Origin of the sequence: Streptomyces sp. NPDC005811 (genome assembly GCF_040630405.1) — a bacterium.
Classification (GTDB): domain Bacteria; phylum Actinomycetota; class Actinomycetes; order Streptomycetales; family Streptomycetaceae; genus Streptomyces.
Genome location: NZ_JBEXXK010000002.1, coordinates 70,217 through 95,495 on the forward strand (window position 1 = coordinate 70,217; position 25,279 = coordinate 95,495).

General features: G+C 72.6%; 21 protein-coding genes. 13 read left to right on the forward strand and 8 right to left on the reverse strand.

Features of this window, described 5'->3' with window-relative positions; translation table 11 throughout:
* The first annotated feature begins 129 nt into the window (after positions 1–129).
* The 6 genes from ABZ490_RS02420 to ABZ490_RS02445 all read left to right on the forward strand — a co-directional run bounded on the left by ABZ490_RS02420 (position 130) and on the right by ABZ490_RS02445 (position 5,280).
* Positions 130–1,461 (forward strand): extracellular solute-binding protein, encoded by a 1,332-nt coding sequence (locus tag ABZ490_RS02420; protein WP_358983114.1) that lies wholly within the window; start codon positions 130–132, stop codon positions 1,459–1,461.
* On the forward strand, positions 1,458–2,381 hold the full coding sequence (locus ABZ490_RS02425; RefSeq protein WP_358983116.1) for a sugar ABC transporter permease: 924 nt from the start codon (positions 1,458–1,460) through the stop codon (positions 2,379–2,381). Before ABZ490_RS02420 ends, ABZ490_RS02425 begins: the two co-directional genes overlap by 4 nt.
* Positions 2,378–3,283 carry a carbohydrate ABC transporter permease gene (locus tag ABZ490_RS02430; protein WP_358983118.1) on the forward strand — a complete coding sequence of 302 codons (906 nt, stop codon included), beginning with the start codon at positions 2,378–2,380 and terminating at the stop codon, positions 3,281–3,283. Before ABZ490_RS02425 ends, ABZ490_RS02430 begins: the two co-directional genes overlap by 4 nt.
* On the forward strand, positions 3,280–4,311 hold the full coding sequence (locus ABZ490_RS02435) for a LacI family DNA-binding transcriptional regulator (RefSeq protein WP_358983120.1): 1,032 nt from the start codon (positions 3,280–3,282) through the stop codon (positions 4,309–4,311). The genes ABZ490_RS02430 and ABZ490_RS02435 overlap by 4 nt, the downstream gene beginning before the upstream one ends.
* 159 nt (positions 4,312–4,470) lie before the next feature.
* Positions 4,471–4,821 carry a VOC family protein gene (locus ABZ490_RS02440; RefSeq protein ID WP_358983122.1) on the forward strand — a complete coding sequence of 117 codons (351 nt, stop codon included), beginning with the start codon at positions 4,471–4,473 and terminating at the stop codon, positions 4,819–4,821.
* A gap of 66 nt (positions 4,822–4,887) precedes the next feature.
* Entirely contained in the window at positions 4,888–5,280 is a 393-nt protein-coding gene (locus ABZ490_RS02445) for a MarR family transcriptional regulator (RefSeq protein ID WP_358983124.1), read from the forward strand.
* A 112-nt stretch (positions 5,281–5,392) separates the two neighbouring features.
* Here the strand turns inward: ABZ490_RS02445 and ABZ490_RS02450 are convergent, their stop codons facing one another.
* The 3 genes from ABZ490_RS02450 to ABZ490_RS02460 form a co-directional block, all read right to left on the reverse strand.
* On the reverse strand, positions 5,393–6,484 hold the full coding sequence (locus ABZ490_RS02450; protein ID WP_358983126.1) for a hypothetical protein: 1,092 nt from the start codon (positions 6,482–6,484) through the stop codon (positions 5,393–5,395).
* Positions 6,485–6,538: 54 nt separating this feature from the next.
* On the reverse strand, positions 6,539–6,937 hold the full coding sequence (locus tag ABZ490_RS02455) for an SseB family protein (RefSeq protein WP_358983128.1): 399 nt from the start codon (positions 6,935–6,937) through the stop codon (positions 6,539–6,541).
* 308 nt (positions 6,938–7,245) lie between these two features.
* Positions 7,246–7,863: a MerR family transcriptional regulator gene (locus ABZ490_RS02460; RefSeq protein WP_358983131.1), complete on the reverse strand. Its 618-nt coding sequence runs from the start codon at positions 7,861–7,863 to the stop codon at positions 7,246–7,248.
* Positions 7,864–7,980: 117 nt separating this feature from the next.
* On the opposite strand from ABZ490_RS02460, the gene ABZ490_RS02465 reads away from it, so the two are divergent.
* The 4 genes from ABZ490_RS02465 (at position 7,981) to ABZ490_RS02480 (ending at position 12,696) form a co-directional block, all read left to right on the forward strand.
* Positions 7,981–8,382, forward strand: coding sequence for a DUF3291 domain-containing protein (locus tag ABZ490_RS02465; RefSeq protein WP_358983133.1), 402 nt, complete (start codon positions 7,981–7,983; stop codon positions 8,380–8,382).
* Between the two features lie 40 nt (positions 8,383–8,422).
* Positions 8,423–9,865, forward strand: coding sequence for an MFS transporter (locus ABZ490_RS02470; RefSeq protein ID WP_358983135.1), 1,443 nt, complete (start codon positions 8,423–8,425; stop codon positions 9,863–9,865).
* Positions 9,866–10,030: 165 nt separating this feature from the next.
* Positions 10,031–11,476, forward strand: coding sequence for a glyceraldehyde-3-phosphate dehydrogenase (locus tag ABZ490_RS02475; protein ID WP_358983137.1), 1,446 nt, complete (start codon positions 10,031–10,033; stop codon positions 11,474–11,476).
* Positions 11,477–11,676: 200 nt separating this feature from the next.
* On the forward strand, positions 11,677–12,696 hold the full coding sequence (locus ABZ490_RS02480; RefSeq protein WP_358983592.1) for a LacI family DNA-binding transcriptional regulator: 1,020 nt from the start codon (positions 11,677–11,679) through the stop codon (positions 12,694–12,696).
* Positions 12,697–13,117: 421 nt separating this feature from the next.
* Here the strand turns inward: ABZ490_RS02480 and gndA are convergent, their stop codons facing one another.
* The 4 genes from gndA to ABZ490_RS02500 form a co-directional block, all read right to left on the reverse strand.
* Positions 13,118–14,557, reverse strand: a complete 1,440-nt coding sequence (gndA, locus tag ABZ490_RS02485) for an NADP-dependent phosphogluconate dehydrogenase (RefSeq protein WP_358983139.1) — start codon at positions 14,555–14,557, stop codon at positions 13,118–13,120.
* Positions 14,558–14,702: 145 nt separating this feature from the next.
* On the reverse strand, positions 14,703–15,209 hold the full coding sequence (locus ABZ490_RS02490) for a MarR family winged helix-turn-helix transcriptional regulator (protein WP_358983141.1): 507 nt from the start codon (positions 15,207–15,209) through the stop codon (positions 14,703–14,705).
* A 71-nt stretch (positions 15,210–15,280) separates the two neighbouring features.
* Positions 15,281–16,132 carry an LLM class flavin-dependent oxidoreductase gene (locus ABZ490_RS02495; RefSeq protein WP_358983143.1) on the reverse strand — a complete coding sequence of 284 codons (852 nt, stop codon included), beginning with the start codon at positions 16,130–16,132 and terminating at the stop codon, positions 15,281–15,283.
* Positions 16,133–16,390: 258 nt separating this feature from the next.
* Positions 16,391–18,016 (reverse strand): cellulase family glycosylhydrolase, encoded by a 1,626-nt coding sequence (locus ABZ490_RS02500; RefSeq protein WP_358983145.1) that lies wholly within the window; start codon positions 18,014–18,016, stop codon positions 16,391–16,393.
* Between the two features lie 223 nt (positions 18,017–18,239).
* On the opposite strand from ABZ490_RS02500, the gene ABZ490_RS02505 reads away from it, so the two are divergent.
* The 3 genes from ABZ490_RS02505 to ABZ490_RS02515 all read left to right on the forward strand — a co-directional run bounded on the left by ABZ490_RS02505 (position 18,240) and on the right by ABZ490_RS02515 (position 23,996).
* Positions 18,240–18,737, forward strand: a complete 498-nt coding sequence (locus tag ABZ490_RS02505; RefSeq protein WP_358983147.1) for a hypothetical protein — start codon at positions 18,240–18,242, stop codon at positions 18,735–18,737.
* Positions 18,738–18,876: 139 nt separating this feature from the next.
* Positions 18,877–21,576: a protein kinase gene (locus ABZ490_RS02510; protein WP_358983149.1), complete on the forward strand. Its 2,700-nt coding sequence runs from the start codon at positions 18,877–18,879 to the stop codon at positions 21,574–21,576.
* 125 nt (positions 21,577–21,701) lie between these two features.
* A complete protein-coding gene (locus tag ABZ490_RS02515; RefSeq protein ID WP_358983151.1) occupies positions 21,702–23,996 on the forward strand; it encodes an endonuclease in 2,295 nt (764 codons plus the stop codon).
* A gap of 18 nt (positions 23,997–24,014) precedes the next feature.
* Here ABZ490_RS02515 and ABZ490_RS02520 read toward each other — a convergent pair whose 3' ends face one another.
* On the reverse strand, positions 24,015–25,217 hold the full coding sequence (locus ABZ490_RS02520) for a helix-turn-helix domain-containing protein (RefSeq protein ID WP_358983154.1): 1,203 nt from the start codon (positions 25,215–25,217) through the stop codon (positions 24,015–24,017).
* Between the last annotated feature and the right edge of the window lie 62 nt (positions 25,218–25,279).

Consider the following 25,279-nt stretch of genomic DNA (forward strand, 5'->3'; position numbering starts at 1 on the left):
GGGATGTTTCTCTACTGTGAACGCTCACAGACAGCATGACAGGGCTCCGCGACGGGCGGGGTCCCCGGTCGTGCCCTTCGCATGGCAGGTTCCCGCAACCGGTGGGGACCCAGGTCAGGGGAGAAATCCATGCCCAACACGCAGCGCCGGCGGCTCCTTGTCAGAAGCGCGGCCTCCGTCCTCGCCGTCACGCTCGGCGCCACCGCACTCGCCGCCTGCGGCTCGTCCGACGACGAGGGCAAGGCCGAGTCCGGTCCGGTCTCGCTCACGTACTGGACCTGGACGCCCGGCATGGACAAGGTCGTCGACCTCTGGAACAAGGGCCAGGGCAAGAAGGACCAGATCACCGTCACGGTGAAGAAGCAGGCGTCCGGCGACACGCTGGTCACCAAGATCCTCACCGCGCACAAGGCGGGCAAGGCGCCCGACCTGGTGCAGGCCGAGTACCAGGCGCTGCCGACGCTGGTCAGCAATGACGCGCTCGCGGACATAGCCAAGAACGTGGGCGACGCGAAGAGCAAGTTCGCCGACGGCGTGTGGCAGCAGACGACACTGGGCACGGACGCGGTCTACGCGGTCCCGCAGGACATCGGCCCGATGATGTTCTACTACCGGGCCGACCTCTTCAAGAAGTACGGCCTGACGGTCCCGACGACCTGGGACGAGTTCGCCGAGACCGCCCGCGCGCTGAAGAAGAAGGCGCCGGAGACGGACCTGACCACGTTCTCCGCCAACGACTCCGGTCTCTTCGCGGGCCTCGCCCAGCAGGCCGGCGCCAAGTGGTGGACGACCTCCGGCGACAAGTGGCAGGTCGGCATCGACGACGCGGCCACGAAGAAGGTCGCCGACTTCTGGGGCGGCCTGGTCAAGGAGGGCGCCATCGACAACCAGCCGATGTACACCCCCGCCTGGAACAAGGCGCTGAACACCGGCAAGCAGATCGCCTGGGTGTCGGCCGTGTGGGCACCGGGGACCCTGACCACCGCCGCGCCCGACACCAAGGGCAAGTGGGCCATGGCCCCGCTCCCCCAGTGGTCGGCCGGCGACAACGTCACCGGCAGCTGGGGCGGCTCGTCCACGGCCGTGACGACGGACTCCAAGCACCAGGCGGCCGCCGCGAAGTTCGCCGCCTGGCTGAACACCGACGACGCGGCCCTGGCGGCGCTGGCCAAGGAGAGCGGCATCTACCCGGCCGCCACGAACGCCCAGACCAGCGGTGCCTTCGCCACCCCGCCGGACTACTTCTCGACGCAGCCGGAGTTCTACACCCTGGCCGCCAAGATCGCGCGCACCACGGCGCCCTCGGCCTGGGGCCCGAACGTGAACGTCGCCTACCAGACCTTCAACGACGCCTTCGGCGCCGCCGCCAAGAACAAGTCGGACTTCTCCGCCGCCCTGAAGACCATGCAGGACGCCACGGTCGCCGACCTCAAGAAGCAGGGCTTCGAGGTCTCCGAGTGACCACCGCACGCCGGAGGTCGTACGGGGTCAAGGGGGCCCCGTACGCCTTCCTCCTCCCCGCCACGCTCCTCTTCGCCCTGTTCTTCGCGCTGCCGATCGGCTACGCGGTCTGGCTCAGCTTCCACAAGGTGCACGTCTCCGGCCTCGGGCTGGGCAAGGGCGCGCGCAGCGAGGTCTGGGCCGGCATCGAGAACTACACGGACGCCTTCACCGACAGCGAGCTGCTGGACGGCGCGCTGCGCGTCCTCGGGTACGGCTGCATCGTCGTCCCGGTGATGCTGGGCCTGGCCCTGCTGTTCGCGCTGATGCTGGACTCCGAGAAGGTGCGGCTCGCCCCGTTCACCCGGCTCGCGATCTTCCTGCCGTACGCCATCCCCGGTGTGGTGGCGGCGCTGCTGTGGGGCTTCCTCTACCTGCCGGACGTCAGCCCCTTCTACTTCGTCCTGGAGAAGCTGGGCCTGCCGCAGCCGGACCTGCTGGACGGCGGCCCGCTGTATCTCGCCCTCTCCAACATCGCGGTCTGGGGCGGCACCGGCTTCAACATGATCGTCATCTACACCTCGCTCCAGGCCATCCCGGCCGAGGTGTACGAGGCGGCGAAGCTGGACGGCGCCACCCCCCTCCAGATCGCCCTGCGGATCAAGATCCCGATGGTCGCGCCCTCGCTGGTGCTGACCTTCTTCTTCTCGATCATCGCCACGCTCCAGGTGTTCAACGAGCCGACCACCCTCAAACCGCTCACCAACTCCGTGTCCACGACGTGGAGTCCGCTGATGAAGGTGTACCGGGACGCGTTCGGCACGGGCGACATCTACCAGGCGGCCGCCGAGGCCGTGATCATCGCCCTCGCCACGCTGGTGCTGAGCTTCGGCTTCCTGCGGGCGGCGAACCGCCGTAACAAGCAGGAGGCAGCGGGATGAGTTCTCTCGCCGTACAGAAGGCGCCCACCGCGGCCGGTACGACGGGCACGGCGCACGGCCGGCCGCCGCTGCGCAGCCGCATCGCGCTCGTCCCGACGGTCACGCTCCTGCTGGGCGCGCTCTACTGTCTGCTCCCCGTGGCGTGGGTGGTGATCGCCTCCACCAAGTCCGGCCGCGAGCTGTTCTCCACCTTCACCTTCCTGCCGGGCACGGGCTTCACCGACAACGTCAGACAGCTCACCGCGTACCGCGACGGCGTCTACTGGACGTGGATGGGCAACTCCGCCCTGTACGCCGTTCTCGGCGCGCTGCTGTCGACGTGCGTGTCGGCGTTCAGCGGCTACGCCCTGGCGATGTACCGCTTCCGCGGCCGTGAGGCGGTGTTCAACGTCCTGCTGGCGGGCGTGCTGATGCCGCCGATCATCCTCGCCGTCCCGCAGTACCTGCTGCTGGCCAAGGCGGACCTCACGGACTCGTACTGGTCGGTGCTGCTGCCGCAGATCCTCTCGCCGTACGGCGTCTACCTCGCGCGCATCTACGCGGCGGCGGCCGTGCCCGCCGACGTGGTGGAGGCGGGCCGGATGGACGGCGCGAGCGAGTGGCGGATCTTCACCCGGATCGCGCTGCCGATGATGGTGCCCGGACTGGTCACGGTGTTCCTGTTCCAGTTCGTGGCGGTGTGGAACAACTTCCTGCTGCCGTACATCATGCTCAGCGACGACGAGAAGTTCCCGATCACGCTGGGTCTGTTCACGCTCCTGGAACAGGGCTCGAACCAGCCCGCGCTGTACACACTGGTGATCACCGGGGCGTTCCTCGCGGTGATCCCGCTGGTGGCGCTCTTCCTGGTCATTCAGCGGTTCTGGAGCCTGGATCTGCTGTCCGGGGCCGTAAAGTCATGACCATGAGCAATGCGGGGGGCCGGCGCAGACCGCCGACGATCCACGACGTGGCGCGGGAGGCAGGGGTCTCCCGGGGCACCGTCTCCCGGGTGCTCAACGGCGGGCACTACGTCAGCCCCGCGGCGGCCGAGGCGGTCAACGCCGCCATCCGCAAGACGGGGTACGTCGTGAACCGGCACGCCCGCTCGCTGATCACCGGCCGGTCGGACTCGGTGGGATTCCTGCTGACCGAGCCCCAGGAGCGGTTCTTCGAGGACCCGAACTTCAATGTGCTGCTGAGCGGCTGCACCCAGGCGCTCGCCGCGCACGACATCCCGCTGCTGCTGATGCTGGCGGGCACCAAGGACGAACGGCGTCGCATCACGCGCTACATCACCGCCGGGCATGTCGACGGGGTGCTGCTGGTCTCCAGCCACTCCGGCGACCCGGTCGCGGAGGAGCTGCGCGAGGCGGGGGTGCCGCTGGTCCAGTGCGGCAAGCCCATGGGGCTGCGCTCCAAGGTGAGCTATGTGGCGGCGGACGACCGGGACGGCGCCCGGGACATGGTGCGCCATCTGCTGTCGCTCGGCCGGCGCCGGATCGGCATGGTGAGCGGCCCGCTGGACACCCCGGGCGGTGTGGACCGGCTGGCCGGCTACAAGGAGGTGCTCACGGAGGCGGGAGTCGAGATCGACGAGCGGCTCGTGGTCTCCGGCGACTACAGCCGGGCCAGCGGGGAGGCGGGCGCCGAACGGCTGCTGGCGCAGGCCCCTGATCTGGACGCGATGTTCGTCGCCTCCGACCTGATGGCGCGGGGGGCGCTGACGGCGCTGCGCCGGGCGGGGCGCCGGGTCCCCGAGGACGTCTCCGTGGGCGGCTTCGACGACTCCGTCGCCGCGACGGAGGCGGTGCCCGCGCTGACCACGATCCGCCAGCCGTACGACCGGGTCAGCGCCGAGATGGTGCGCGTTCTCCTCGCCCAGATAGGCGGCGAGGACCCGGCGGCGGTGATCCTGCCGACGGAGCTGGTGAAGCGGGACTCGACCTGAGGGGTCGGGGGCCGGTCACCCGACCGGCCCCCGTCGGCCCCCGTCGGCCCGGGTCGTTTCGGTCAGGATCGGAGAAGCGGTCACCCCCTCCCCCGCCCTAGCGTGAAACCACCGACGGAGAACCCGTCGGGCCACGCGAGAGCAGGGAGTGACCCGATCATGACCACCACCGGAGTGCAGACGATCATCTACCCCGTCAAGGACGCGGAGCGGGCGAAGGCCCTGTTCAGCGCGCTGCTGGAGGTCGAGCCGTACGCCGACGCGCCCTACTACGTCGGCTTCAAGGCCGCGGGTCAGGACGTCGGCCTCAATCCGAACGGCCACGCCCAGGGGCTGACCGGACCGGTCCCCTACTGGCACGTCTCCGACATCCGCGGGCGGCTCGCGGCGCTGGTCGAGGCGGGGGCCGAGGTGCTCCAGGACGTGCAGGACGTCGGCAACGGCCGGCTGATCGCCTCGGTGAAGGACCCCGACGGCAACCTCGTGGGGCTGCTCCAGGACCCGTCGTAGCACCGTGCTTGCACCCGCACTAGTTGCACACTCAATAAATGTTCGAACGGGTGTTACGGTGCGGGTATGGCAGCGAAGACGGCCGGGGCGGGCCTCGAGGAGCGGTGGCGGGACATCCTGTCGGTGCACGCGCGCACGATGTGCGAGATCGACCGGGCGCTGCACCCGCACGGCCTCGGCGCGAGCGACTTCGAGGTGCTCGACATCCTCGCCGCCGAGGCGCCCCGGCAGGGCGAACAGTGCCGGGTGCAGGACCTCGTGGGCCGGGTCCACCTCAGCCAGAGCGCGCTGTCCCGGCTGATCGGACGGCTGGAGAAGGAGGGCCTGGTGGCCCGGGCCGTCTGTCTGGAGGACCGGCGCGGGGTGTACGTCACGCTCACCGGCAAGGGCCGTGAACTGCACACGGAGGTGCTGCCGTTGCAGCGGGGCGTGCTGGAGCGGATGCTCGGCGGCGCCTGAGCGCTCCGTTGTGCCGGGTGCGTGGATCGCCGCGGCGCCGTCGTGGCTCGTCCCGCCCGCGCGGCGGAGCCGCATGTCGACACGGCCCCGCGCCCCTTTCAGGGCGCTGGTCTCACGTGTGATTTTCACCCGGGCGGCGGTCTGCCGGGCGGTGGGGCGGGATCGGGGTCGAGGGGAAGTCGCGTGGGCCCGTCCACAGGGCGGGGACCGCGTCGCAGCGGCGGCAGAGTTCGTAGCCGACCGCCTCGTAGTTGACGCGCCAGCCCCGGAAGTGCGGCCAGGCCTCCTCGGAGCCGCGTTCGGCCCGGAAGCCCGTCGACTCCAGCATCGACACCGCCGCGTCGAACTCGGCGTAGGTCAGCCGGACGGGGTCGTCCGGGGCGGGGTCGGAGTCGAAGCCGAAGCGGATCGAGCGGGCGATGTCCCGCAGCGCGGTGAACCCCGCGCGCAGCACCAGCCGGGCCTCCGGCGGCGCGGAGCCCGGGGACAGCGCGAGCTGCAGGGCCGCCGCGTCCATCACCGCGATCAGCCCGACGAGCCAGCTGCGCTGCGGGCGCGGGGAGCGGAACGCCAGCAGCACCGGGTACGTCGCATGGCTCTCCCCCATGTCCGAGGCCAGCCGCTCCCAGGCGCGGTACAGCTCGGGCAGCGCGGTCTCGGTGTCGACGAGCCACTGCCGGGCGAGGATCTCGGGGCCCCAGGCGGGCTCGCCGGCCCGCGACTGGAGCAGGGTGACCTCCAGCTCACGGCGGTTGTAGGCGGCGTACAGGGTGGGCAGATAGGCGATCTGGAGGGCGATGACGACCGGGCCGGTGATCGCGGCGGCGAAGTCGAGGACGGAGAGCCGCACGCGCGCGCCGCTGGCGAAGCCGAGGGTGAACAGGCTGGAGCCGGCCTCCCGGAAGGCGGTGGTCCAGTCGAGCGGGGACAGCGCGTACAGCAGCAGCCCGTATCCGGCCAGGGCGCCGAGCAGCCAGATGCCCAGCATGCCGACCAGCATCAGCGGGGCGAGCCAGGTCTGCCAGCGGTCGACGGCCTCGTACCCGCGGCGCAGGGCGGGGAGGTGCAGCAGCCGGCGCAGGGTCCACCACAGCCGGTACACGACCACGGAGTACAGGCCCCGCGGGACGACGAGGGTGCGCAGGACGCTCCCGAGCACCAGCGCGAGCACGAATCCGCCGGCCACACCGGAGAGCCAGGTCATGGGGTCATTCTGGATCACGGGCGGTCGGCGGGCGCGGGCCGCCCGGGCGGCGGGTCAGCGGGCGAGCAGGGTGCGCACCCCCTCCGAGGTGAGCGTCAGCGGATGGTCGCCTGCGGCGTCTATGGCGAGCGAGAGTTCCTCGGTGGGCCACTGAGCGGCGAGCGCGCCGAGGGGCACCAGCCGGTAGCGGTCGATCCCGGGCAGCAGTCCGGCCATCTCGGGTTCGGAGGTGAACACCGGGACGACGGGTGCGCCGCCGGGGTTGTCCAGTACCGGCAGGGCCACCCGGGCGGGGTCGCTCACGTCCTCGTCGGTGGCGTCCTGGGGCACCGGCACGAGGACGTCGCAGTGCGCGAGCGTGTCCAGGGCCACCGTGTCCTCGGTGTCCCGGGCGAGCGCGTCGAGCGCCCATCGGGCGGGGTTGGCGTTGCGGTCGTGGGCGGGCGTCTCCATGACAGTTCCCCTTGTCGCGGCGGTCGTACGGCCCGCTCCGGAAGACTTCCCTCCGGACGCGGTCCGGCCTCGCGTACCCGGTCGGGCGGGGATCATGCACGACGAGGCCGGGCCGGCACGCGGCAGAACCACGGCAGGAGAATCCGGCCGGTTCCTGCTTCCACTCCAAGCAGCTCGGCCCGGACCTGATCGGCTCCCCCGAGGCGGCGCTCTCGGCGGGTGCGGATGCGGCGGCACCGTCGTGACTGGTCGCGCCCGCGCGGCGGAGCCGCAAGTCGACACGGCCCCGCACCCTTTGAGGGCGCCGGCTATGACGTGTGCCGGCGGGCCGACTCGTTCTCCTGGGCCATGCGCCTGAGGGCCATCAGGGCGGGTTCCAGGAGGACGGTCAGCAGCAGGGCGCGCTCGGCGGTCTCCAGCGGGTCGTCCAGTCCTTCGAGCTGGTCGAGGTCGAGGACCGCGGTGCGTTCGGCGAGCCGGGCGTACGGCAGGAGGGTCCGCCAGTCGAGCGGGACGCCCAGGGCGCGCAGGGAGGCGAGGGTCTCGGCGAGGGTGGCCCGGGCGGGCGCCGCGGCGTGCACGTCCCAGTCCAGCTCCGCGACCAGCGCCTCGACCTCGGACGCCTGCGAGGTGTCGTCGGAGGGCTGCTCGCCGACGCGAATGGAACCGAGGGCGAGGCCCAGCAGGCGGTGGGTGTCCCCGGTGTACTCCGCGAGGGCGTCGAGCACCTCGCGGGTGGTGCTGACGGACAGTCCGCGTACGCCGGTCAGGGCGCGGATGAGGCGGAGCCGGCGCAGGTGCTGGTCGTCGTACTCGGCCTGGGTGGCGGCCGTCTGACGGCCCGGCGGCAGCAGTCCCTCGCGCAGGTAGTACTTGATCGTCGTCACGGAGACGCCACTGCGGCGGCTCAGTTCGGAGATGCGCATACGGTTCGGCTCCGATTCGGTCGGCTCCACACTTGAAAACTGGATACCTCTACTGTCTAACATAGATAGTAGAGGTATCCAATATTCCTTCGCGCCGCCGGAGAGAAGGCCGCAGCCATGCCCACCCTGCGCTGGACGACAGTCAGCACCCCCGCTCCCGACACCGAGGCGTTCGTGATGGCGTCCCGGCTGGAGGTCCGCTCGCTCAAGGACGTACCGCGCTTCTTCCTGAAGTCGCTGGCCGCGTGGAAGCAGGTCTCCGGCGCGCCGGGGGCGTACGGCGCCTCGCTGATCGCCGAGCCCCTCGAGCGCACCTTCTGGACGCTGTCGGCCTGGGAGGACAGGGCCGCGCTCCACACGTACGCGAAGACCGAGCCGCACAAGTCGATCATGAACGGGCTGCGGCCCACGATGAAGGACTCGGTCTTCACCTTCTGGCAGGTCCCCGCCGCCGGCCTGCCCATCGACTGGGCGGACGCCCGGCGCCGCCTCGCCGAGCAGGGACGCACCGGTGCCTGACACCCCTCACCCCACCCCTCGCCCAGGAGAGAACCCCACCATGACCCTGTCCGAAGAGAGCCAGGTGCTCGACGGCCCGGCCGCCTCCGCCCCGGCGGCCGGGGGCCGCCGGATACCCCTCTGGCTCGCGATCGTCGCGGCGAGTGTGCCCATGTTCATGGTCGCGCTGGACAATCTCGTCGTCTCCACGGCCCTGCACACCCTGGCCGTGGACCTGGAGGCGGACACCCAGGAACTCCAGTGGTTCGTCAACGCGTATGTGCTGAGCTTCGCCTGTCTGCTGATGACGGGCGCCGCGCTCGGTGACCGCTTCGGGCGGCGGAAGGTGTTCGTCGCCGGCATCGCCCTGTTCACGCTGGCCTCCATCGGCTGCGGTCTGTCGGACACCAGCGCCCAACTGATCACCTTCCGCGCGGTCCAGGGCTTCGGCGCGGCCGCCGTGATGCCGCTGTCGCTGACGCTGCTGTCGCAGGCGGTGCCGGAGCGGCTGCGCGGGATGGCGCTCGGCGTGTGGTCCGGGGTGAGCGGGCTCGCCGTGGCGATGGGCCCGGTCGTCGGCGGCGCGGTCGTGGAAGGCCTGGACTGGCAGTGGATCTTCTGGATCAACGTGCCGGTGTGCGTCATCGCCGTCCCGCTGGTGCTGTTCGCGCTAGAGGAGAGCTCGCTGCCCGGCATCCGGCTCGACCTGGTCGGCATGGTGCTGGCGGCGGCCGGACTGTGCGCCGTGGTGTGGGCGATCGTGCACGGCGAGCCCGACGGCTGGACCTCCGGCAAGGTGCTCGGCGCGTTCGCCGGCGGCGCGGTGCTGCTGGCCGCGTTCGTCGCCCGGGAGGCCCGGACCGAGGAGCCGATGCTGCCGCTGTCCTTCTACCGGGTAAGGGCCTTCACCCTCACCAACGTCGTCTCCGCGACCATGTACTTCGGGGTCTTCGGCTCGCTGTTCCTGCTCGCCCAGTACCTCCAGATCGTGCCTCCGCGCACCCCGCTGGAGGCCGGTGTGCGCACCCTCGCCTGGACGCTGATGCCGATGTTCGTCGCCCCCGTCGCCGGGCTGCTCACCGACAAGGTGGGCGGCGGGCGGCTGATGGCCCTCGGGCTCTTCCTCCAGGGCATCGGGCTGGGCTGGATCAACCTGGTCGCCGGTGTCGACACGGACTACCCGTCCCTGGTCGGCCCGATGGTCGTGGCGGGTATCGGCATGGGCTTCGTGTTCGCGCCGACGGCGGCGGTCGTGCTCGGCTCGGTCGCCAGGGAGCACGCGGGCAAGGCGTCCGGCGCCAACACGACCGTGCGCGAGGTCGGCGGCGCGCTCGGCATCGCCGTCCTGAGCACGGTGTTCGTGGCGCACGGCAGCACCGAGGGCCCCCAGCAGTTCGTCGACGGGCTGCACCCCGCGGTGTGGGTCGGGGTCGCCGTGGTGTTCGCCGGAGCGCTGTGCGCCCTGGGGATCCCGCGCAGGCAGCAGGCTCCCGAAGAGGCCTGACCGACCCTCTCTCTCCCCCGACCGGCGGCCGGGGCGGACGCCTCCGCATTCCCGCGCCGAGCCGGCCACCCCGACCGCCCTGCACACCTGAGCGCACCCCCGCTTGAATGATCAGAAGGGCATCGGGTTAGCATCTGAGCGCCACCTAGCTCGAAAGATAGGCCCGTGACGCTCAACGACGATTCGTTCACCCACTGGAAGAACCGCGAGGAGATCGCGGAGTCGATGATCCCGATGATCGGGAAGCTGCACCGCGAGCGGGACGTGACGATCCTGCTGCACAGCCGCTCCCTGGTGAACAAATCGGTGGTCAGCATCCTCAAGACCCACCGGTTCGCCCGCCAGATCGCGGGCGAGGAGCTCTCGGTCACCGAGACCCTGCCGTTCCTCGAGGCGCTCACCACGCTCGACCTCGGCCCGTCGCAGATCGACATCGGCATCCTCGCCGAGAGCCACCGCGCCGACGACCGCGGCCTGTCGGTCCTGGACTTCACCGCCGAGGCCGTCGCCGGCGCCACGGGCGCCGACAAGATCGAGCGCCGCGAGCCCCGCGACGTCGTCCTGTACGGCTTCGGCCGCATCGGCCGGCTCGTCGCCCGGCTGCTCATCGAGAAGACCGGCTCCGGCAACGGGCTCCGGCTCCGCGCCATCGTCGTGCGCGGCGGCGGCGACCAGGACCTGGTCAAGCGCGCCTCGCTGCTGCGCCGCGACTCCGTGCACGGCCAGTTCCAGGGCACGATCACGGTCGACGAGGCCAACGGCACGATCGTCGCCAACGGCAACGAGATCAAGGTGATCTACGCCGACAGCCCGGCCGAGATCGACTACACGGCGTACGGCATCGACCACGCCATCCTGATCGACAACACCGGCAAGTGGCGGGACCGCGAGGGCCTCTCCCAGCACCTGCGGCCGGGCATCGACAAGGTCGTGCTGACCGCGCCCGGCAAGGGCGACGTCCCGAACATCGTGCACGGCGTCAACCACGACACGATCAAGCCGGACGAGCAGATCCTGTCCTGCGCCTCCTGCACCACCAACGCGATCGTCCCGCCGCTGAAGGCGATGAACGACGAGTTCGGCGTCCTGCGCGGCCACGTGGAGACCGTCCACTCGTTCACCAACGACCAGAACCTGCTGGACAATTACCACAAGGCCGATCGCCGCGGCCGCTCGGCGCCGCTGAACATGGTGATCACCGAGACCGGTGCCGCGTCGGCCGTCGCCAAGGCGCTGCCCGAGCTGAAGGCGCCGATCACCGGCAGCTCGATCCGGGTGCCCGTGCCGGACGTCTCGATCGCGATCCTCAGCCTGCGCCTCGGCCGCGAGACGACCCGCGACGAGGTCCTGGACCACCTCCGCGACGTCTCGCTGACCTCGCCGCTCCGGCGCCAGATCGACTTCACCACGGCCCCCGACGCGGTCTCCATGGACTTCATCGGCTCGCGCCACGCCTCGATCGTCGACGCCGGCGCCACCAAGGTCGACGGCGACAACGCCATCCTCTACCTCTGGTACGACAACGAGTTCGGCTACTCCTGCCAGGTCGTCCGCGTCGTCCAGCACGTCTCCGGAGTCGAGTACCCGACGTACCCGGCGACGAGCGCCTAGCGGTCCGGTACTCGGGGGGGGCAAACGTCTTCCGGCTTCCGGAAAGGCGTTTCGCCCGTCGCGCGTGCCTCTGTGGACGCCCCCGGATGCAGTAACGTCAAGCCGTGACGGATCACACCACCGGAGACAGCGCGGGCCGGCGGCCCGCGGGCGGGGGCCGGCGGCGGCGCGCCACCGCGGGCCACGACAAGCCCGCCACCATCCGCGACGTCGCCGCCAGGGCGGGCGTGTCGGTGGCCACCGTGTCCCGGACGCTGGCCGGGAACTACCCGGTCTCCGAGACGACCCGGGCCCGGGTGACGGCGGCGGTCGAGGCGCTCCACTACGTGGTGAACGTGCACGCCAAGGCGCTGTCGGGCGGTGTTCCCGGCCCGGTCGCCCTGGTCCTCCACGACATCACCGGCCCCTCCCTCGCCCATGTGGCGGCCGGCGTGGAGCAGGAGGCGGCGATGCGCGGCCGGCTGAGCCTGGTCTGCGCCACGCACGGCGATGCGGCCCGGGAGAACGACCTCGTGCAACTGATGCGCGAACAGCACGCCGCCGCGGTGGTGCTCGTGGGCGGCGCGGAGGTCGACGACGCGTACCACGAGCGGATGGCCGGGTACGCGCACGGCCTGGCCTCGGCCGGGTCCCGGCTGGTCCTGGTCGGCCGGCCGCCGCTACGCGCCGAGGTGCCCGCCACGGTGATCGAGTACGACAACCGCGGCGGCGCCTTCCAGGCCGCCACCCATCTCCTCGCGGCGGGGCACCGGCGCGTGCTGTTCCTCGGCGGCGAGACCAGGTTCGCCACCGCCCAGCAGCGGCGGGCGGGGCACCTGGACGCGCTGCGGGCGCACGGGGTGCCGTATGAGGAGGAACTCGACGTGCCGGGGCCCTACACCCGCACCTCTGGCTATCTGCGCACCCGTGACGCCCTGCGCGCGGGGCTGGAGTTCACGGCAGTCTTCGCCGGCACCGACATGGTGGCCCTGGGCGCGCTGGCCGCGCTGCGCGAGGCCGGGCTGAGCGTCCCGGACGACGTCTCCCTGGTCGGCTACGACGACGTGCCCTTCGCGGCGGACCTCACCCCCGCACTGACGACCGTCCGCGTGCCGTACGAGGACCTCGGCCGGTCCGCCGTACGGCTGGCGCTGGAGCGGGAGGAACGGGTCTCCGGGGACGACCACGTGGTGCTCAGCACCCAGCTGGTGATCCGCCAGTCGGCGACCGCCCGGGGCTGAGCGCTCCCGACGCGCGGGCTGCCGACCCACTGCCGGGAGCGGTCCGGCCGGACCGAGCCGGCCCGAACACACCCGCGCGTGCCGGACCCGGCCGGGCCGTCGCCGACCGGGCGGGAGCGGCCCGACCGGCACGGAAGTGTGACCGCCCTGCCGACGACGGGCTGCCGGGACGGACGGTCCGGACGGCTGGCGCCGTGCGGACCGGCGGAGGCGGCGCCGGCCTCAGTGGGCGGCCGCCGGCTGACGGCTGGACCGGACTGCGCCTGGGCGTCAGCTGGGGCCGTGGCGAGTCCGCCGACGCGGCACCGGCCCCGGTGGGCGGCCGCCGGCTGACGGCAGGACCGGACTGCGCCTGGGCGAACCGGGGCGCGGGGCGGCGTCCGGGTCGGGATGCCGGTCGCCGCGCCGCGGCCGGGACGGTTCAGGCCTGGGTCTCCGGGCGGCCGTCCTGGGCCCAGTGGGTGTGGAAGGCGCCGGGGCGGTCGGTACGGCCGTAGGTGTGGGCGCCGAAGTAGTCGCGCTGGCCCTGGAGCAGGGCGGCGGGGAGCCGGCCGGCGCGCAGGGTGTCGTAGTGGGCGAGGGCCGCCGAGAAGGCGGGGACGGGGATGCCCCGGCGGGCGGCGGAGGCGACCGTCTCGCGCCACGGCACCTGCGCGTCCGTGATCTCCATGGCGAACTCCATCTCGCCGAGAAGGCTGACCAGTTCGGAGTCGGCGGCGTACGCGGCGCGGATGCGGTCGAGGAAGGAGGCGCGGATGATGCAGCCGCCGCGCCAGATCTTGGCGACCTCGCCCAGGTCGATCTTCCAGCCGTACTCGGCGGCCGCGTCCTGGATCATCTTCCAGCCCTGGTCGTAGGCGATGACCTTGGAGGCGTACAGCGCGTGCTCGACCTGGGAGGTGAAGCGGGCGGCCTCGGTGCGGCTGAGGGCGGGGGTGGTGCCGCCGGGCAGCCCGGCGTAGGCGGCGCGCAGTTCGCGCTGGCCGGAGGCGGCGCGGGCGAAGGTGGCCTGGGCGATGGCGGTGACCGGGGAGCCCAGGTCCAGGGCGGTCTGCACGGTCCAGCGGCCGGTGCCCTTCTGGCCGGCCGCGTCGGTGACGATGTCGACGAACGCGAGGCCGGTGGTGGCGTCGGTGTGGGCGAGGACCTCGGCGGTGATCTCGATCAGGTAGGAGCCGAGGCGGCCCTCGTTCCAGGTCCGGAAGACGTCGGCGATCTCGGCGGGGGTGTAGCCGGCGACCTGGCGCAGCAGGTCGTACGCCTCGGCGATGAGCTGCATGTCGGCGTACTCGATGCCGTTGTGGACCATCTTGACGAAGTGTCCGGCGCCGTCGGTGCCGACATGGGCGGCGCAGGGGTCCCCGTCGATCTTCGCGCTGATGGACTCGAACATCGGGCCGAGGACGTCGTACGACTCGCTCGATCCGCCGACCATGATCGACGGCCCGTGCAGGGCGCCCTCCTCGCCGCCGGAGACACCGGTGCCGACGAAGTGGATGCCCTGCTCGCGCAGCGCGGCCTCACGGCGGCGGGTGTCGGCGAAGTGGGCGTTGCCACCGTCGATGATCATGTCGCCGGGCTCCAGGAGCGGGGCGAACTCGTCGATGACGGCGTCGGTGACCGCGCCCGCCTGCACCATGATCATCAGACGGCGGGGGCGTTCGAGCGCGGCCACGAACTCCTCGGCCGACTCGGCGGGGACGAAGGCGCCCTCGTGGCCGAACTCCTCGACGAGCGCGCGGGTGCGGCCGGCGGAACGGTTGTGGACGGCGACGGTGTAACCGTTGCGGGCGAAGTTGCGCGCGAGGTTGCGGCCCATCACGCCGAGGCCGGTGACGCCGATGGCGGCGGTTGCGTTCACGAGGTACGTCCCTTGGATCGTTGGCGTGTTTCGAAGGGGGGCGGGCAGCCCCGTACCTCCAGGTACGCACGGCGGGCCGGTTCTTCTCGATCCCGGCCCGAACGAACTGCGGAAACGCGCGCTTCGGGTGGGGCGGATCCCCGGTTCAGCGGCGTCGCCAGGGCAGCACCGCAGGATCGGCCTCGGTGCTCTCGGCACGGTGCAGGGCGTCGCTGATGGCCTCGCCGATCTCGGCGAGCTGCCGTACCTGTTCGGGGGTGAGGACGTCGAACACCGCGCGGCGGACGGCCTCGACATGGCCGGGGGCGACCTCCCCGAGCAGCTCCTTGCCCTCCTCGGTGAGGAAGGCGAGCTGGCCGCGGCCGTCGGCGGGGTCCTCCCGGCGGTCGACGAGACCGACCTCGCGCAGCCGGTTCACCGCGTGGGTGAGCCGGCTGCGCGTGATCTTCAGCCGCTGGGCCAGTTCGGACATCCCGAGGACGCCGTCGGGGGCCATCGAGAGGTAGGCGAGCAGGCTGTAGTCGGAGTGCGTCATCCCCGCGTCGCGCCGCAGCTGCCGGTTGAGGTAGTCGGCGAGAAGGGTGGAGAAGTCGACGTAGGCGAGCCAGGCCCGTCGTTCCTCTGCGGTGAGCCAGCGTGGCGTCGTGGACATGGTCACACTTTACCCAGAACGCCCTTTGTTTGAAATATCAAATACATGGGGTTGGGCCGCCGGGCCCGGGCCTAGAACACCACCTCGGCCAGCCGGTCGACCTGCTCGGGATCCGGGGCCCAGCAGTACAGGACGACCTCGTCGGCGCCGATGCCGGCGAGGGCGGCGACGGCCGACCCGATCGTCCGCGGGGTGGTCAGCAGCCCGTCGGCCATGTAGGCGGCGCGGCCGGTGAACGCGTAGTAGTCGAGGAGGTTGCGCCGGGCCCGGTCCACCGTGTCCTGTGGGCCGAGGGCGACGCTGATCTGGGCGACGAGCCGGGGCCGGCCGGGGCGGTCGTACTTCTCCCAGACGTTCTCCACCTCGCGGAAGAGGCCGTCGAGGTGCTGCGGCGGCAGTGCGGCGCCGATGAAGCCGTCACCGAAGCGGCCCACCCGTTCGAGGGCGGCGGGCGCGAAGCCGCCGAAGAGCACTTCGGGGCCGCCCGGGGTGACCGGCGCGGGTCCGATGGACCCGACACCCTCCCCGTACGGCTCACCGGCCCAGACGCGGCGCAGCAGGGCCATCTGCTCGTCGAGGCGGCGGCCGCGGCCGCCCAGGTCGACGCCGGTGGCGAGGAAGTCGTCCTCGCGGCCGCCGACGCCGATGCCGAGGGTGAAGCGGCCGCCGGAGACGCGGTCGAGGGTCGCGGTCTGCTTGGCGAGCAGCGCGGTGCCGTGGACGGGCGCGATGAGCACCTCGGTCTGGACACGGATGCGTGAGGTGGCGCCGGCGAGGGCGGCGAGGGTGACCAGGGGCTCGGGGTTGTCGAACACGAGCCGGTCGAGCAGGCCGAGGGTGCTGAACGGGCCCGCGTCGGCGTGCCGCGCCCAGGTCAGGAGGAGGGCGGGGTCGTCGACGGGAAGGCCGAGGCCGATCTTCATGGGAACAGTCCTTCAGGAGGGCATGCGGACAGAACTGCCGCCCCTCCTGACTCCGCGCGCTGTGCGCGGGCCTGCTCCCGTTCTGCGGCGATCCTTCGAGAGAGCGTGTCGCGTAAGAGTGCTGCGACGGTAGGGGGAGGTGCGCGGCCCGGGCAAACCCTTTTGCCGACGGCGGGTCGTGGCGGGCGGATCCGGGCGCCCCGGGCGGACCGCCCGTCCGGTCGGCGCGAGGGGCCGGCCGGACGGGGGTACGGCGCGTCAGGTGGTCGTGCAGGCAGTGCCGTTGAGGGTGAAGGCGGTGGGGGCGGTGTTGGTGGTGCCCTTGGCGCCGATGAAGCCGACGGTGACCGAGCCGCCGACGGGGATGGTGGTGGTGTACGAGGCGGGGGCGACGGTCACCGAGCCGCCGCTCTGGGTCGGGGTCCCGCCCCACATGTTCGTCACCGTCTGCCCGTCGGCGAAGGCGAAGGCCAGCTTCCAGCCGTTGATCGCGGCGGTGCCGGGGTTGCCCAGCACGAGCTCGCCCTGGAAGCCGCCCGGCCATTCGCCCACGACGCGGTAGCGCACGGAGCAGGGGGTGGCGGGCGCGCTGCTCGTCGTGACGGCGACCGTGCCCGAGCGGGCCGAGCGGTTTCCGGCCGCGTCCCGGGCGTAGACCGCGAAGGTGTACGCCGTACCGGCGCTGAGCCCGGTCACCGTCACCCCGTTGGTGGTGGAGGCGGCGACGGCGGACTCGGTGCCGCCGCTCACCCGGACGACGTCGTAGCCGGTGACTCCGACGTTGTCGGTCGCGGCCGTCCAGGCGAGCGTCGCGGAGGTCGCCGTCACGGCGGAGGCCGTCGGGGTGCCGGGGGTGGTCGGCGCCTGGGTGTCGGACGGGGTGCCGCCGCCGTACACCGTGGCTTCCTTCGCGGTCTGGGCGATGCCGTTGACGCCGTGGAAGACGCGCTGGCCCCAGGAGCTCAGGCGCGTGGGGTCGAAGGAGGTCGCCAGGTCGAGGACCGGGTCGGTGTTGCCGCTCCAGGACCAGGCCAGATAGCCGAGGTTCAGCTGCTGGGCGGTGGCCATCATGGTGTCCTCGTCCGGGTCGCCCCACTGGTCGGCGGGACCGCCGAACTCCCCGATCAGGAGCGGCAGTTTGGCCGTGACGAAGGCGTTGAGGTAGTCGGTGATCTCCGCCGCGGTGTCGAAGACGCTGTACATGTGGATCGAGAAGATCAGGTTGCCGGTGGTGTCGGCGGCGTACACGGACTGGGCGTTGGCGCGCATCACGCCCTGCCAGTCCTGGCCCCAGTTGGGCGCGTCCACCATGATCGTGTGCTGGAACCCGGCGTCGCGCAGCTTCTTGACGGCGGCGATGGTGGGAGCGGTCCAGCCCTCGGGGTTCGTGTTGCCCCAGGGCTCGTTGCCGATGTTGATGACGACGTAGTTCTCCTGGCCGGCCAGGACGTCCTTGAGGCCGATCCAGTAGTCGGCGGCCTGGTCGAGGGTGCCGGCGGCGGAGTCCTCGCCGTAACCGGTGGTGTCGTGCACCTCCAGCACGCAGATGAGCCGGTTGGCCTTGCACTGGGCGATGACGTTCGCCACGTCCGAGGCGCTGTTCGCGCTCCAGCGGTGGCCGTCGGCGAGGACCACGCGGACGGTGTTGGCGCCGAGCGCCTTGATGTCGGCCAGCGACTGGAGCTGTCCGGGGTACCAGGTGTGGGCGTGGTTGACGCCGCGCATCACGAAGTCGTTCCCGTTGGCCTCGACCAGGCGGCCGTTGGCGATGTGCAGGCCGGTGGCGGCGAGGTCGTCGGGGCGGGCCTGGGCCGGGGCGGGAGCGAGGACACCGAGGGCGACCAGGCCGAGGAGGACGGCCAGCCTGGTCAGCAGGGCGGTCACCGTTGTGCTTCTCGTCGTGTTTCTTGTCGTGCTTCTTGTCGTGCTTCTTGTCGTTCTCACTGCGACTCCAGGAGTGAGGCCAAGAAGGCGGGGGTGGGTGGGCATGCGGGTCTACGGGAGTGTGGGAGCGCTCCCATAAAGCCACCGTGCCCAGTACACGTCAAGAGACCGCGCAGGGCTCCGCTACCGTTTCGCGAGAACCCTCACGCCCGGACGGTCCCCAGTGCTCGCAGAACTCGCCCCGATCGTCGCCGCGACCACGCTGTGGCTGACGCGCGCCTTTCCCGCCTCCGGTGGCGCGCTCGCCGCCGCGCTGTGTGAAGCGCAGGCCCGCCAGGCGGTCACCGTCGCGGCCCGGCTGCGCTATCCGACGGCACCGGACTCGGGGCCGGGCGGCTCGGCGGAGCTCGACCGGCTGAGCGGCGCCGGGGAGGACCCGGACGATCCGGCCTGGCGCTGCTGGGTCGACGAGGTCGTGGCGAGCTGGGCGGCCGGTCTCCTCACGGATCCGGAGCTGGCCGCGCGTGCGGTGGCCCGCCTCACCCGGGGCGCCCGGACGCGCGGTACGCCGGTGGGGTTCCGGCACCTGCTCGCGCCCGACGACCACGACCGCCGGGCGGCGGTCCTGCTGCGCCACCCCGATCTGATCGGTCCCGTGGCCGCTCTCCATCACGAGCGGCTGCTCGAACGGCTGGGCGTGGGGCGGGGGTTGACGGCCTGAGGGCCGGGCGTCACCGGATCCGGTGACCGAGCGATCACAGAAGTGTTTGAACGCCTGAGCACACGCGGCGACTGGGCTAGCCTCGTTGCTCCCGCCATAGAACGAACAGGCGTACGGCGAACATCACTTCGGGAGTTCCGTGACTCACCAGCGGCCGACCCCACCGACTGCCCCGGCGGCCGAGGCCGCCGCACTGCGGCAGACCGGCGCCTCACCCCTGCGGGTCGGGGACCCGGGCCGTGTCGGCCCGTATGTGCCGATGGCGCTGCTCGGCAGCGGCGGGATGGGGCGGGTGTACCTGGCCCGGGCCGCCGACGACGGTCCGGGGCTGTTCGCGGTGAAGGTGATCCGGCCGGAGTACGCCGAGGACGTCCGCTTCCAGCGCCGGTTCGAGCGTGAGGCGGCGGTGCACGCCCGGCTGGGCCCGCCGTACGCGCCCCGGCTGTGCGGTACGGGGTTCGAGGACGAACTGCTCTGGATGGCCACCGAGTACATCCCGGGGCTCGATCTGACGGAGGCCGTCCGCGGGGGCGGCGCGCTGCCCGCGGCCAGCGTGTGGCGGCTGGTCGCCGATCTGGGGCGGGCGCTGGCCGCCCTGTCCGCCGCCGGGGTCGTCCACCGGGATCTCAAGCCGTCCAACGTCCTGTTGTCCGTGCAGGGCGCGCATCTGATCGACTTCGGGATCTCCAAGGCCGCGGACGCGAGTGCGCTCACCGGCACGGGAAACCGGGTGGGCACCCCGGCCTACATGTCGCCGGAGTACCTCAGGACGGGCCACTGCGACGCCTCGTCGGATGTGTTCTCGCTGGCCGGGACCCTGGTGTACGCGGCCACCGGGCGGGCCCCGTTCGGGGACGGCACCGGGGTCGACGTGATGCACCGGGTGGCGTTCGAGGAGCCCGATCCACAGGTGACCGGCGCCGTCGCCGCGGCCGACCCCGAGCTGGCCGCGCTGCTGGCCCAGTGCCTGGCCAAGGAGCCGGGACTGCGCCCGACCGCCGGCCGGCTGGTCGCGCTCGGCGCGGCGCAGACCGGTGCGGACGGCTGGCCCGAGCCGCTCCTCGGTGAGGTGCTGGCCCGGCAGGAGGCGTACGAGACGCTGTACCGGATCCCCGTGGAGCGAGCGGTCCGCCTGCTCCCCGCGGGCCGCCCCGCCGCGGCCTCCCGTACGCCCGCGCCGGGCCCGGTGAGCCGCCCGGCACCCGCGGGGGTGGCCGCCTTGGACCCGTTCGACGCGGCCGACGGGGCGCCGGGGGTGGCCGGCCACCGCCCGCTGTCCTCATCGGCGCCGTCCGGAGTCGCCGCCCCCCTGGCGTCGTCCGGAGTCGATGCCGTACCGGCACCGTCCTCGGCTCCGTCCGGAGTCGAACCCGTGCCGGCGGCCTGGCCGGACGCCTCCGGCGGTGGTGGCGGGTCGGCACTGTCCGGCGACGGTGACGAGTCGGCACTCTCCAGCGCGGGAGCCGAGTCGCCGTTCGGCGGCGGTGGCGAGTCGCCGTTCGGCAGCGGTGGCGGGTCGCCGTTCGGTGGCGGTAGCGGGTCGCCGCTGTCCGGTGCCGGTAGCGGGTCGGCCTCGTCCGGCGCCGGAGCCGAGCCGTCGTTCGGCGCCGGTGGCGGGTCGCCGTTCGGCGGCGGAGCCGAGTCGCCGCTGTCCGGTGGCGGTGGCGGGTCCGCGCTGTCCGGCGCCGGAGCCGAACCGCCGTTCGGCGCCGGCGGCGGGTCGCCGCTGACAGGTGCCGGAGCCGAGTCGCCGCTGTCCGGTGCCGGTAGCGGGTCCGCGCTGTCCGGCGCCGGAGCCGAACCGCCGTTCGGTGCCGGTGGCGAGTCGCCGCTGACAGGTGCCGGAGCCGAGTCGCTGGATCCGCACGCCCCGGCCGGCGCTCCCGCCGTACCGGCCGACCCGTCGGCTCCTGCCTCGTCACCGGAGGCGTCCGGCCGGGTCTCCTCGTCCGCCCTGCCTGCCTCCTCCAGCCTCCCTGCCGCCTCCAGCGTCTCCGTCTCTTCCGGCCTCCCCGCCTCCTCCAGGCCCTCCGCCCCGTCCGGCCTCCCCGCCTCTTCCGGCCCCTCCGCCGCGCGGCAGGCGGCCGGACCCGTGTCCGCGCAACCGCCGTCTCCGTCCGTTTCCGATGAAGCGGCGTCAGGAGTCTTACCGGCGAGCGGGTCCCGTCGGTGGACCCGTCGCCAGCGGGGGATGGTCGTGGCGGCGGGGGTCGCTCTGTGTGCCGTCGCCGCCGGTGGGCTCGTCCTCCTGCGGCCGGACGGCGGGACGACCGCGGCCCCGCACGGGGACGTGGAGACGGCGTCCGGCGCGGTGCCCGGCCGTCAGCCCGGCAACGTCGCCCTGCCGGGGACCTCCGGGGTGCCCGACCGGGCCTCGGTGGCGGGCTCCGCCGACGGGCGGGCCGACGTCGACGGCAGCCGTGACCCGGCACAGCCGGAGGCCTCCGGTTCGGCGGTGGTCGGCAGCAGCACGCCCGGCGGCCCCGTCTCCACCACCACCGCCGGTACAGGCACCGGCACCGGCACCGGCACCTCCGCCTCGCCCAGCGCGGACCCCACCACCCCGGCGGCCGAACCGCCCGCCTCGCAGCCGTGGAACACCGACTGCACGTACTACAACGGCAACGGGAAGACCCGCGAGGGAGACAGCGGCAAGAAGGTCCTCCAGGTGCAGTGCATGCTGACGAAACGTGGCTACGGCGTCGGAAGCGGCGGTGTGAACGGTGCGTTCGGCCCCGAGACGACGAGCGCGGTGCGGGCCTTCCAGGGCGACAAGGGCCTGTCGGCCGACGGTGTCGTGGCCCACGACACGTGGGTGGCGCTGCGCGGCAGCGACTGACGCCCGCCAGGCAACTCCGGTTGGCGTAAATCACCCCAAAAGGCAATAATCAAAAGGAAGTCATGACTGTCCTCGCACACCCGCCGTAGCGGACTTTCGGCCCGGTAAGGCCGAGGAGGCACACCATGACGACGGAACTGCGCACCCAGCGCGCCTCGGACTACCTCTCCCAGCTGACGCGGGCCGCCCGGCGGTACACGGACCGCACCGAGCAGCGCGACCGCAACAAGACGGTGCTCGCCACCAGCGGTGTCCTGTACGCCGACGATCCCGAGCGGGTCGAGAAGCGACTGGCCCGGCTCGGCGCCGACTGGTCGCTGGCCCGGGCGATCGAGCGGACGCCGTCGGATCCGGCGGCCACCGCGGGAAGCACCCTGCTGCTGCCACCGGACAGCTTCGGCCGCGATGTCCTGGGCCTGGAGCGGCTGATCGGCCGCAACAACCTCACTCCCGTCGCGTTCCTGGAGGAGGGCGTCCTCGCCGCGCGTCCGGTCGGCCGGATCACCGTCAGGGGGCCCGGCGGTGGTCACGGCACCGGCTTCCTGATCTCCCCCGCCCTGCTGCTGACCAACCACCACGTGCTGGGCGCCCCGGAGGAGGCGGCCCGCAGCGAGGTCGCGTTCGCCTTCCAGGACGGCGTCGGCGGCGGTCCGCTCGTACCGGCGGTGTTCGGGCTGGAGCCGCAGCGGTTCTTCGTCACCGACGAGCGGCTGGACTTCAGCCTGGTCGCGGTGGCGCCGCGCGGCACCCGGGGCGAGGAACTGTCGTCGTTCGGGCGGCTCACGCTCAGCGACGCGCAAGGCAAGGTCGTCATCGGGGAGTACGTCAACATCGTGCAGCATCCACGGGGCGAGCCGAAGCAGTTGGCGCTGCGGGACAACCAAGTCGTGGACGTACTCGACGACTTCCTGCACTACGAGTGCGACACCCAGCCGGGGTCGTCGGGCTCTCCCGTCTTCAACGACCAGTGGGAGGTCGTGGCGCTGCACCACTCGGCCGTGCCGAGGACCGACGAGCAGGGACGGCCGCTGAGTGTGGACGGCACGGTCTGGCAGCCGGACATGGGCGAGGCACGACTGGCGTGGAAGGCGAACGAGGGGGTGCGGATCAGCCGGGTGCTGGGCGCCCTGCACACGATGAGCCCGGGTGGGGAGGCGGCCCGGCTGCGGGACGAGGTGTTCACCGCGGGGCTTGCCGTACCGGCCGTACCCGCCGTACCCGCCGTACCAGCAGCCGTACCCGCCGTACCCGCCGTACCCACGGCATCGTCCGGAAGCGCGCCGCCCGCCCCGGCCGCCGCCAACGGGGTCGCGGCCAACGGTTCCCGCGCGGCGTACGTCGCCGACGGCACCGCGCGGCTGAGCATCCCCCTGTGGGTCACGGTCGGCCTCGGCGCGCCGGGTTCCCCGGCGACGGCCCTCGGCGTCGGCGCCGCGCAGCCCGCCCCCGCGTCCCCTCCCCCGCCCCTCGCGCCCCCGGCCGGGCCGCCGCCTCCCGCAGCGGCGGCTCCCGGCGCCGGTGCGACCGCCATCGCCCCGTCGGACACGGCCGCGGCGGTCGGCCGGGACGTGAACGCCGCCCTGGTCAACCTCCGGCTCGCCCAGGACCGGCCCTACTACGACCGGACCGCCGACCAGGCCGCCCGCGACACCTACTACGCGGGTGTCGGCGACCTGAGCGGCGACGCGCTGCGCCGCGCGCTCACCGCTCTGCTGGAGCGGACCCACGCGCCCCGGCCGAGGTACCAGCCGATGCGGCTGGTGTACCCGTGGGTCGACCTGCACCAGGACGGGCGGCTGCACAGCATCTATTCCGGCCGGGACTTCGCGCCGGAGGAGTTCATCCGGGCCGACGCCGCCGTCGCGGAGAGCCGGCTGACCCGGGTCCGGGAGCTGCTGCTGCACGAGAGCACGGCGGGCCCGGCCGAGTTCGAGGCCGAGTTCGACGCCTTGGAGGAGTCGCTGCCGTTCAACTGTGAACACGTGGTGCCGCAGTCGTGGTTCACCAAGCTGGAGCCCATGCGGGGCGATCTGCACCATCTGTTCGCGTGCGAGGCCGGATGCAACAGCTTCCGCGGCAACTTCCCCTACATCGACTTCCCCGATGTCCAGGAGGCACTCCGGGACGCCTGCGGGAGGCGTGAGGCAGAGGGGTTCGAGCCTCAGCAGGGCAAGGGGACGGTCGCCCGGGCCACCCTGTACTTCCTGCTGCGCTACCCGGGGCTGGTCGGCGACACGCCGAAGGAGTTCCCGGCGCAACGGCTGCCCACCCTGCTGACCTGGCACGACAGCGAGCCGGTGAGCGAGTACGAGCAGCACCGCAACGCGGCCGCCGCGGAGATCCAGGGCAACCGCAACCCGCTGATAGACCACCCCGACTGGGCCCGCCGGATCGACTTCACGGGCGTCTGGCACACCTGAGGAATCACTTCTCAGGGGTCACTCCTGAGGGGTGCCCGTCGGGGATCCGTCCCGCCCCGTCCCCGAGGTGCGGACGGCGAGGAGCGCGGCGCCGAGGTCCGCCGTCGTGCGGGGGTCGGAGAGGGAGCGGCCGGTCAGTTCCTCGACGCGGCGCAGCCGGTAGCGGACGGTGTTGGGGTGGACGAAGAGGGTGCGGGCCGTGTCCGCGGCGGAGCCGGCGGCGGCGAACCAGTGTTCCAGGGTGGTCAGGAGCCGGGCCCGTTCCGCGGCGGGCAGCGCGAGCACCGGCCGGAGGACCACGTCCGTCAGGTGGGCGGCCTCGGCCGGCGCGGCGGCGACGAGCATGGCCAGCGGGTTGTCGTCGAAGCGGGCGACGCCGGGCCCGGTCCCGGGCAGTCCGGCCAGGGCCAGCCGGGCGAAGCGCAGGGCCTGCGGGGTGTCCCGCAGCGAGGGGAAGCCGGGGCTGACGCCGACCCGGGCGTGGGCGCGGCGCAGGGCGCGCAGACACGTGTCCTCGGCGCCCGGGGCGGCCAGGGCGACCACGCCGATCTGCTGGTGGGGCAGCAGCCGCCAGGCGGAGGGCAGATGCGCCTGGCGCAGTGCGGCCTCGATCCCGCTGAGGGGTTCCTCGCCGGGGGCGCCCGCGGCCGCCGCGACGACCGCGAAAGGGCCCTGTTCGGGCAGGCCCAGCTCACGGGCGGCCTCCCACAGCGTGGTGCGGTCGGCGAGGACGCCGGTGAACAGGGCCTCCACCAGCGCCGAGCGGCGGGCCTCGCGCTGGAGGGTCAGCTCGGCGGCGGTCTCCCGGTGAGCCGCCGCCACGGCCTCCGCGTACCGGCCGAACAGCGCCCAGATCTCCGCCGACCGGGTGACCAGCTCGGCGTCGGTGACCTCGGGGTGGGTGCGGGACTCCTCGATGATCTCCGACCACAGGAGTTCGAAGCCGATCCGGTAGGCGTGCAGGGTGTCGGCGAGCGGCATGCCCTGCTCGGCGCGGACCCGGCCGGTCTCCCGGGCCGGGCGGGGATCGGGGGTGTCGGTCCGGTGGAAGTGGCTCAGGACGAGGTCGGCGTTGGCCGTGCAGGAGCGGCGCAGCGAGTCGAAGGGGATCAGTGACTCGTCCTGATAGGCGGGGACGGCGGAGCGGATGCGCTGCGCCATCCGCTCGCCGAGTTCCGGCAGCCGCGCGTGGAGCGCCGACGTCACACCCGAGAGGTCCATTGCCGCAGCTTAGAGGGGCCTTCTTGGCCGTGCGAACAAACCGGGCGCGCAGACGCTGTCGT

What these genes read in the sequence shown, in the direction of transcription:
- ABZ490_RS02445 (WP_358983124.1), top strand. Translation starts at nt 4,888, where the DNA reads ATGGCAGCGAAGACGGCCGGGGCGGGCCTCGAGGAGCGGTGGCGGGAC.
- ABZ490_RS02460 (WP_358983131.1), bottom strand. Translation starts at nt 7,863, where the DNA reads ATGCGCATCTCCGAACTGAGCCGCCGCAGTGGCGTCTCCGTGACGACG.
- ABZ490_RS02490 (WP_358983141.1), bottom strand. Translation starts at nt 15,209, where the DNA reads ATGTCCACGACGCCACGCTGGCTCACCGCAGAGGAACGACGGGCCTGG.
- ABZ490_RS02435 (WP_358983120.1), top strand. Translation starts at nt 3,280, where the DNA reads ATGACCATGAGCAATGCGGGGGGCCGGCGCAGACCGCCGACGATCCAC.
- ABZ490_RS02515 (WP_358983151.1), top strand. Translation starts at nt 21,702, where the DNA reads ATGACGACGGAACTGCGCACCCAGCGCGCCTCGGACTACCTCTCCCAG.
- ABZ490_RS02520 (WP_358983154.1), bottom strand. Translation starts at nt 25,217, where the DNA reads ATGGACCTCTCGGGTGTGACGTCGGCGCTCCACGCGCGGCTGCCGGAA.
- ABZ490_RS02430 (WP_358983118.1), top strand. Translation starts at nt 2,378, where the DNA reads ATGAGTTCTCTCGCCGTACAGAAGGCGCCCACCGCGGCCGGTACGACG.
- ABZ490_RS02470 (WP_358983135.1), top strand. Translation starts at nt 8,423, where the DNA reads ATGACCCTGTCCGAAGAGAGCCAGGTGCTCGACGGCCCGGCCGCCTCC.
- ABZ490_RS02465 (WP_358983133.1), top strand. Translation starts at nt 7,981, where the DNA reads ATGCCCACCCTGCGCTGGACGACAGTCAGCACCCCCGCTCCCGACACC.
- ABZ490_RS02440 (WP_358983122.1), top strand. Translation starts at nt 4,471, where the DNA reads ATGACCACCACCGGAGTGCAGACGATCATCTACCCCGTCAAGGACGCG.
- ABZ490_RS02455 (WP_358983128.1), bottom strand. Translation starts at nt 6,937, where the DNA reads ATGGAGACGCCCGCCCACGACCGCAACGCCAACCCCGCCCGATGGGCG.
- ABZ490_RS02450 (WP_358983126.1), bottom strand. Translation starts at nt 6,484, where the DNA reads ATGACCTGGCTCTCCGGTGTGGCCGGCGGATTCGTGCTCGCGCTGGTG.
- ABZ490_RS02495 (WP_358983143.1), bottom strand. Translation starts at nt 16,132, where the DNA reads ATGAAGATCGGCCTCGGCCTTCCCGTCGACGACCCCGCCCTCCTCCTG.
- ABZ490_RS02420 (WP_358983114.1), top strand. Translation starts at nt 130, where the DNA reads ATGCCCAACACGCAGCGCCGGCGGCTCCTTGTCAGAAGCGCGGCCTCC.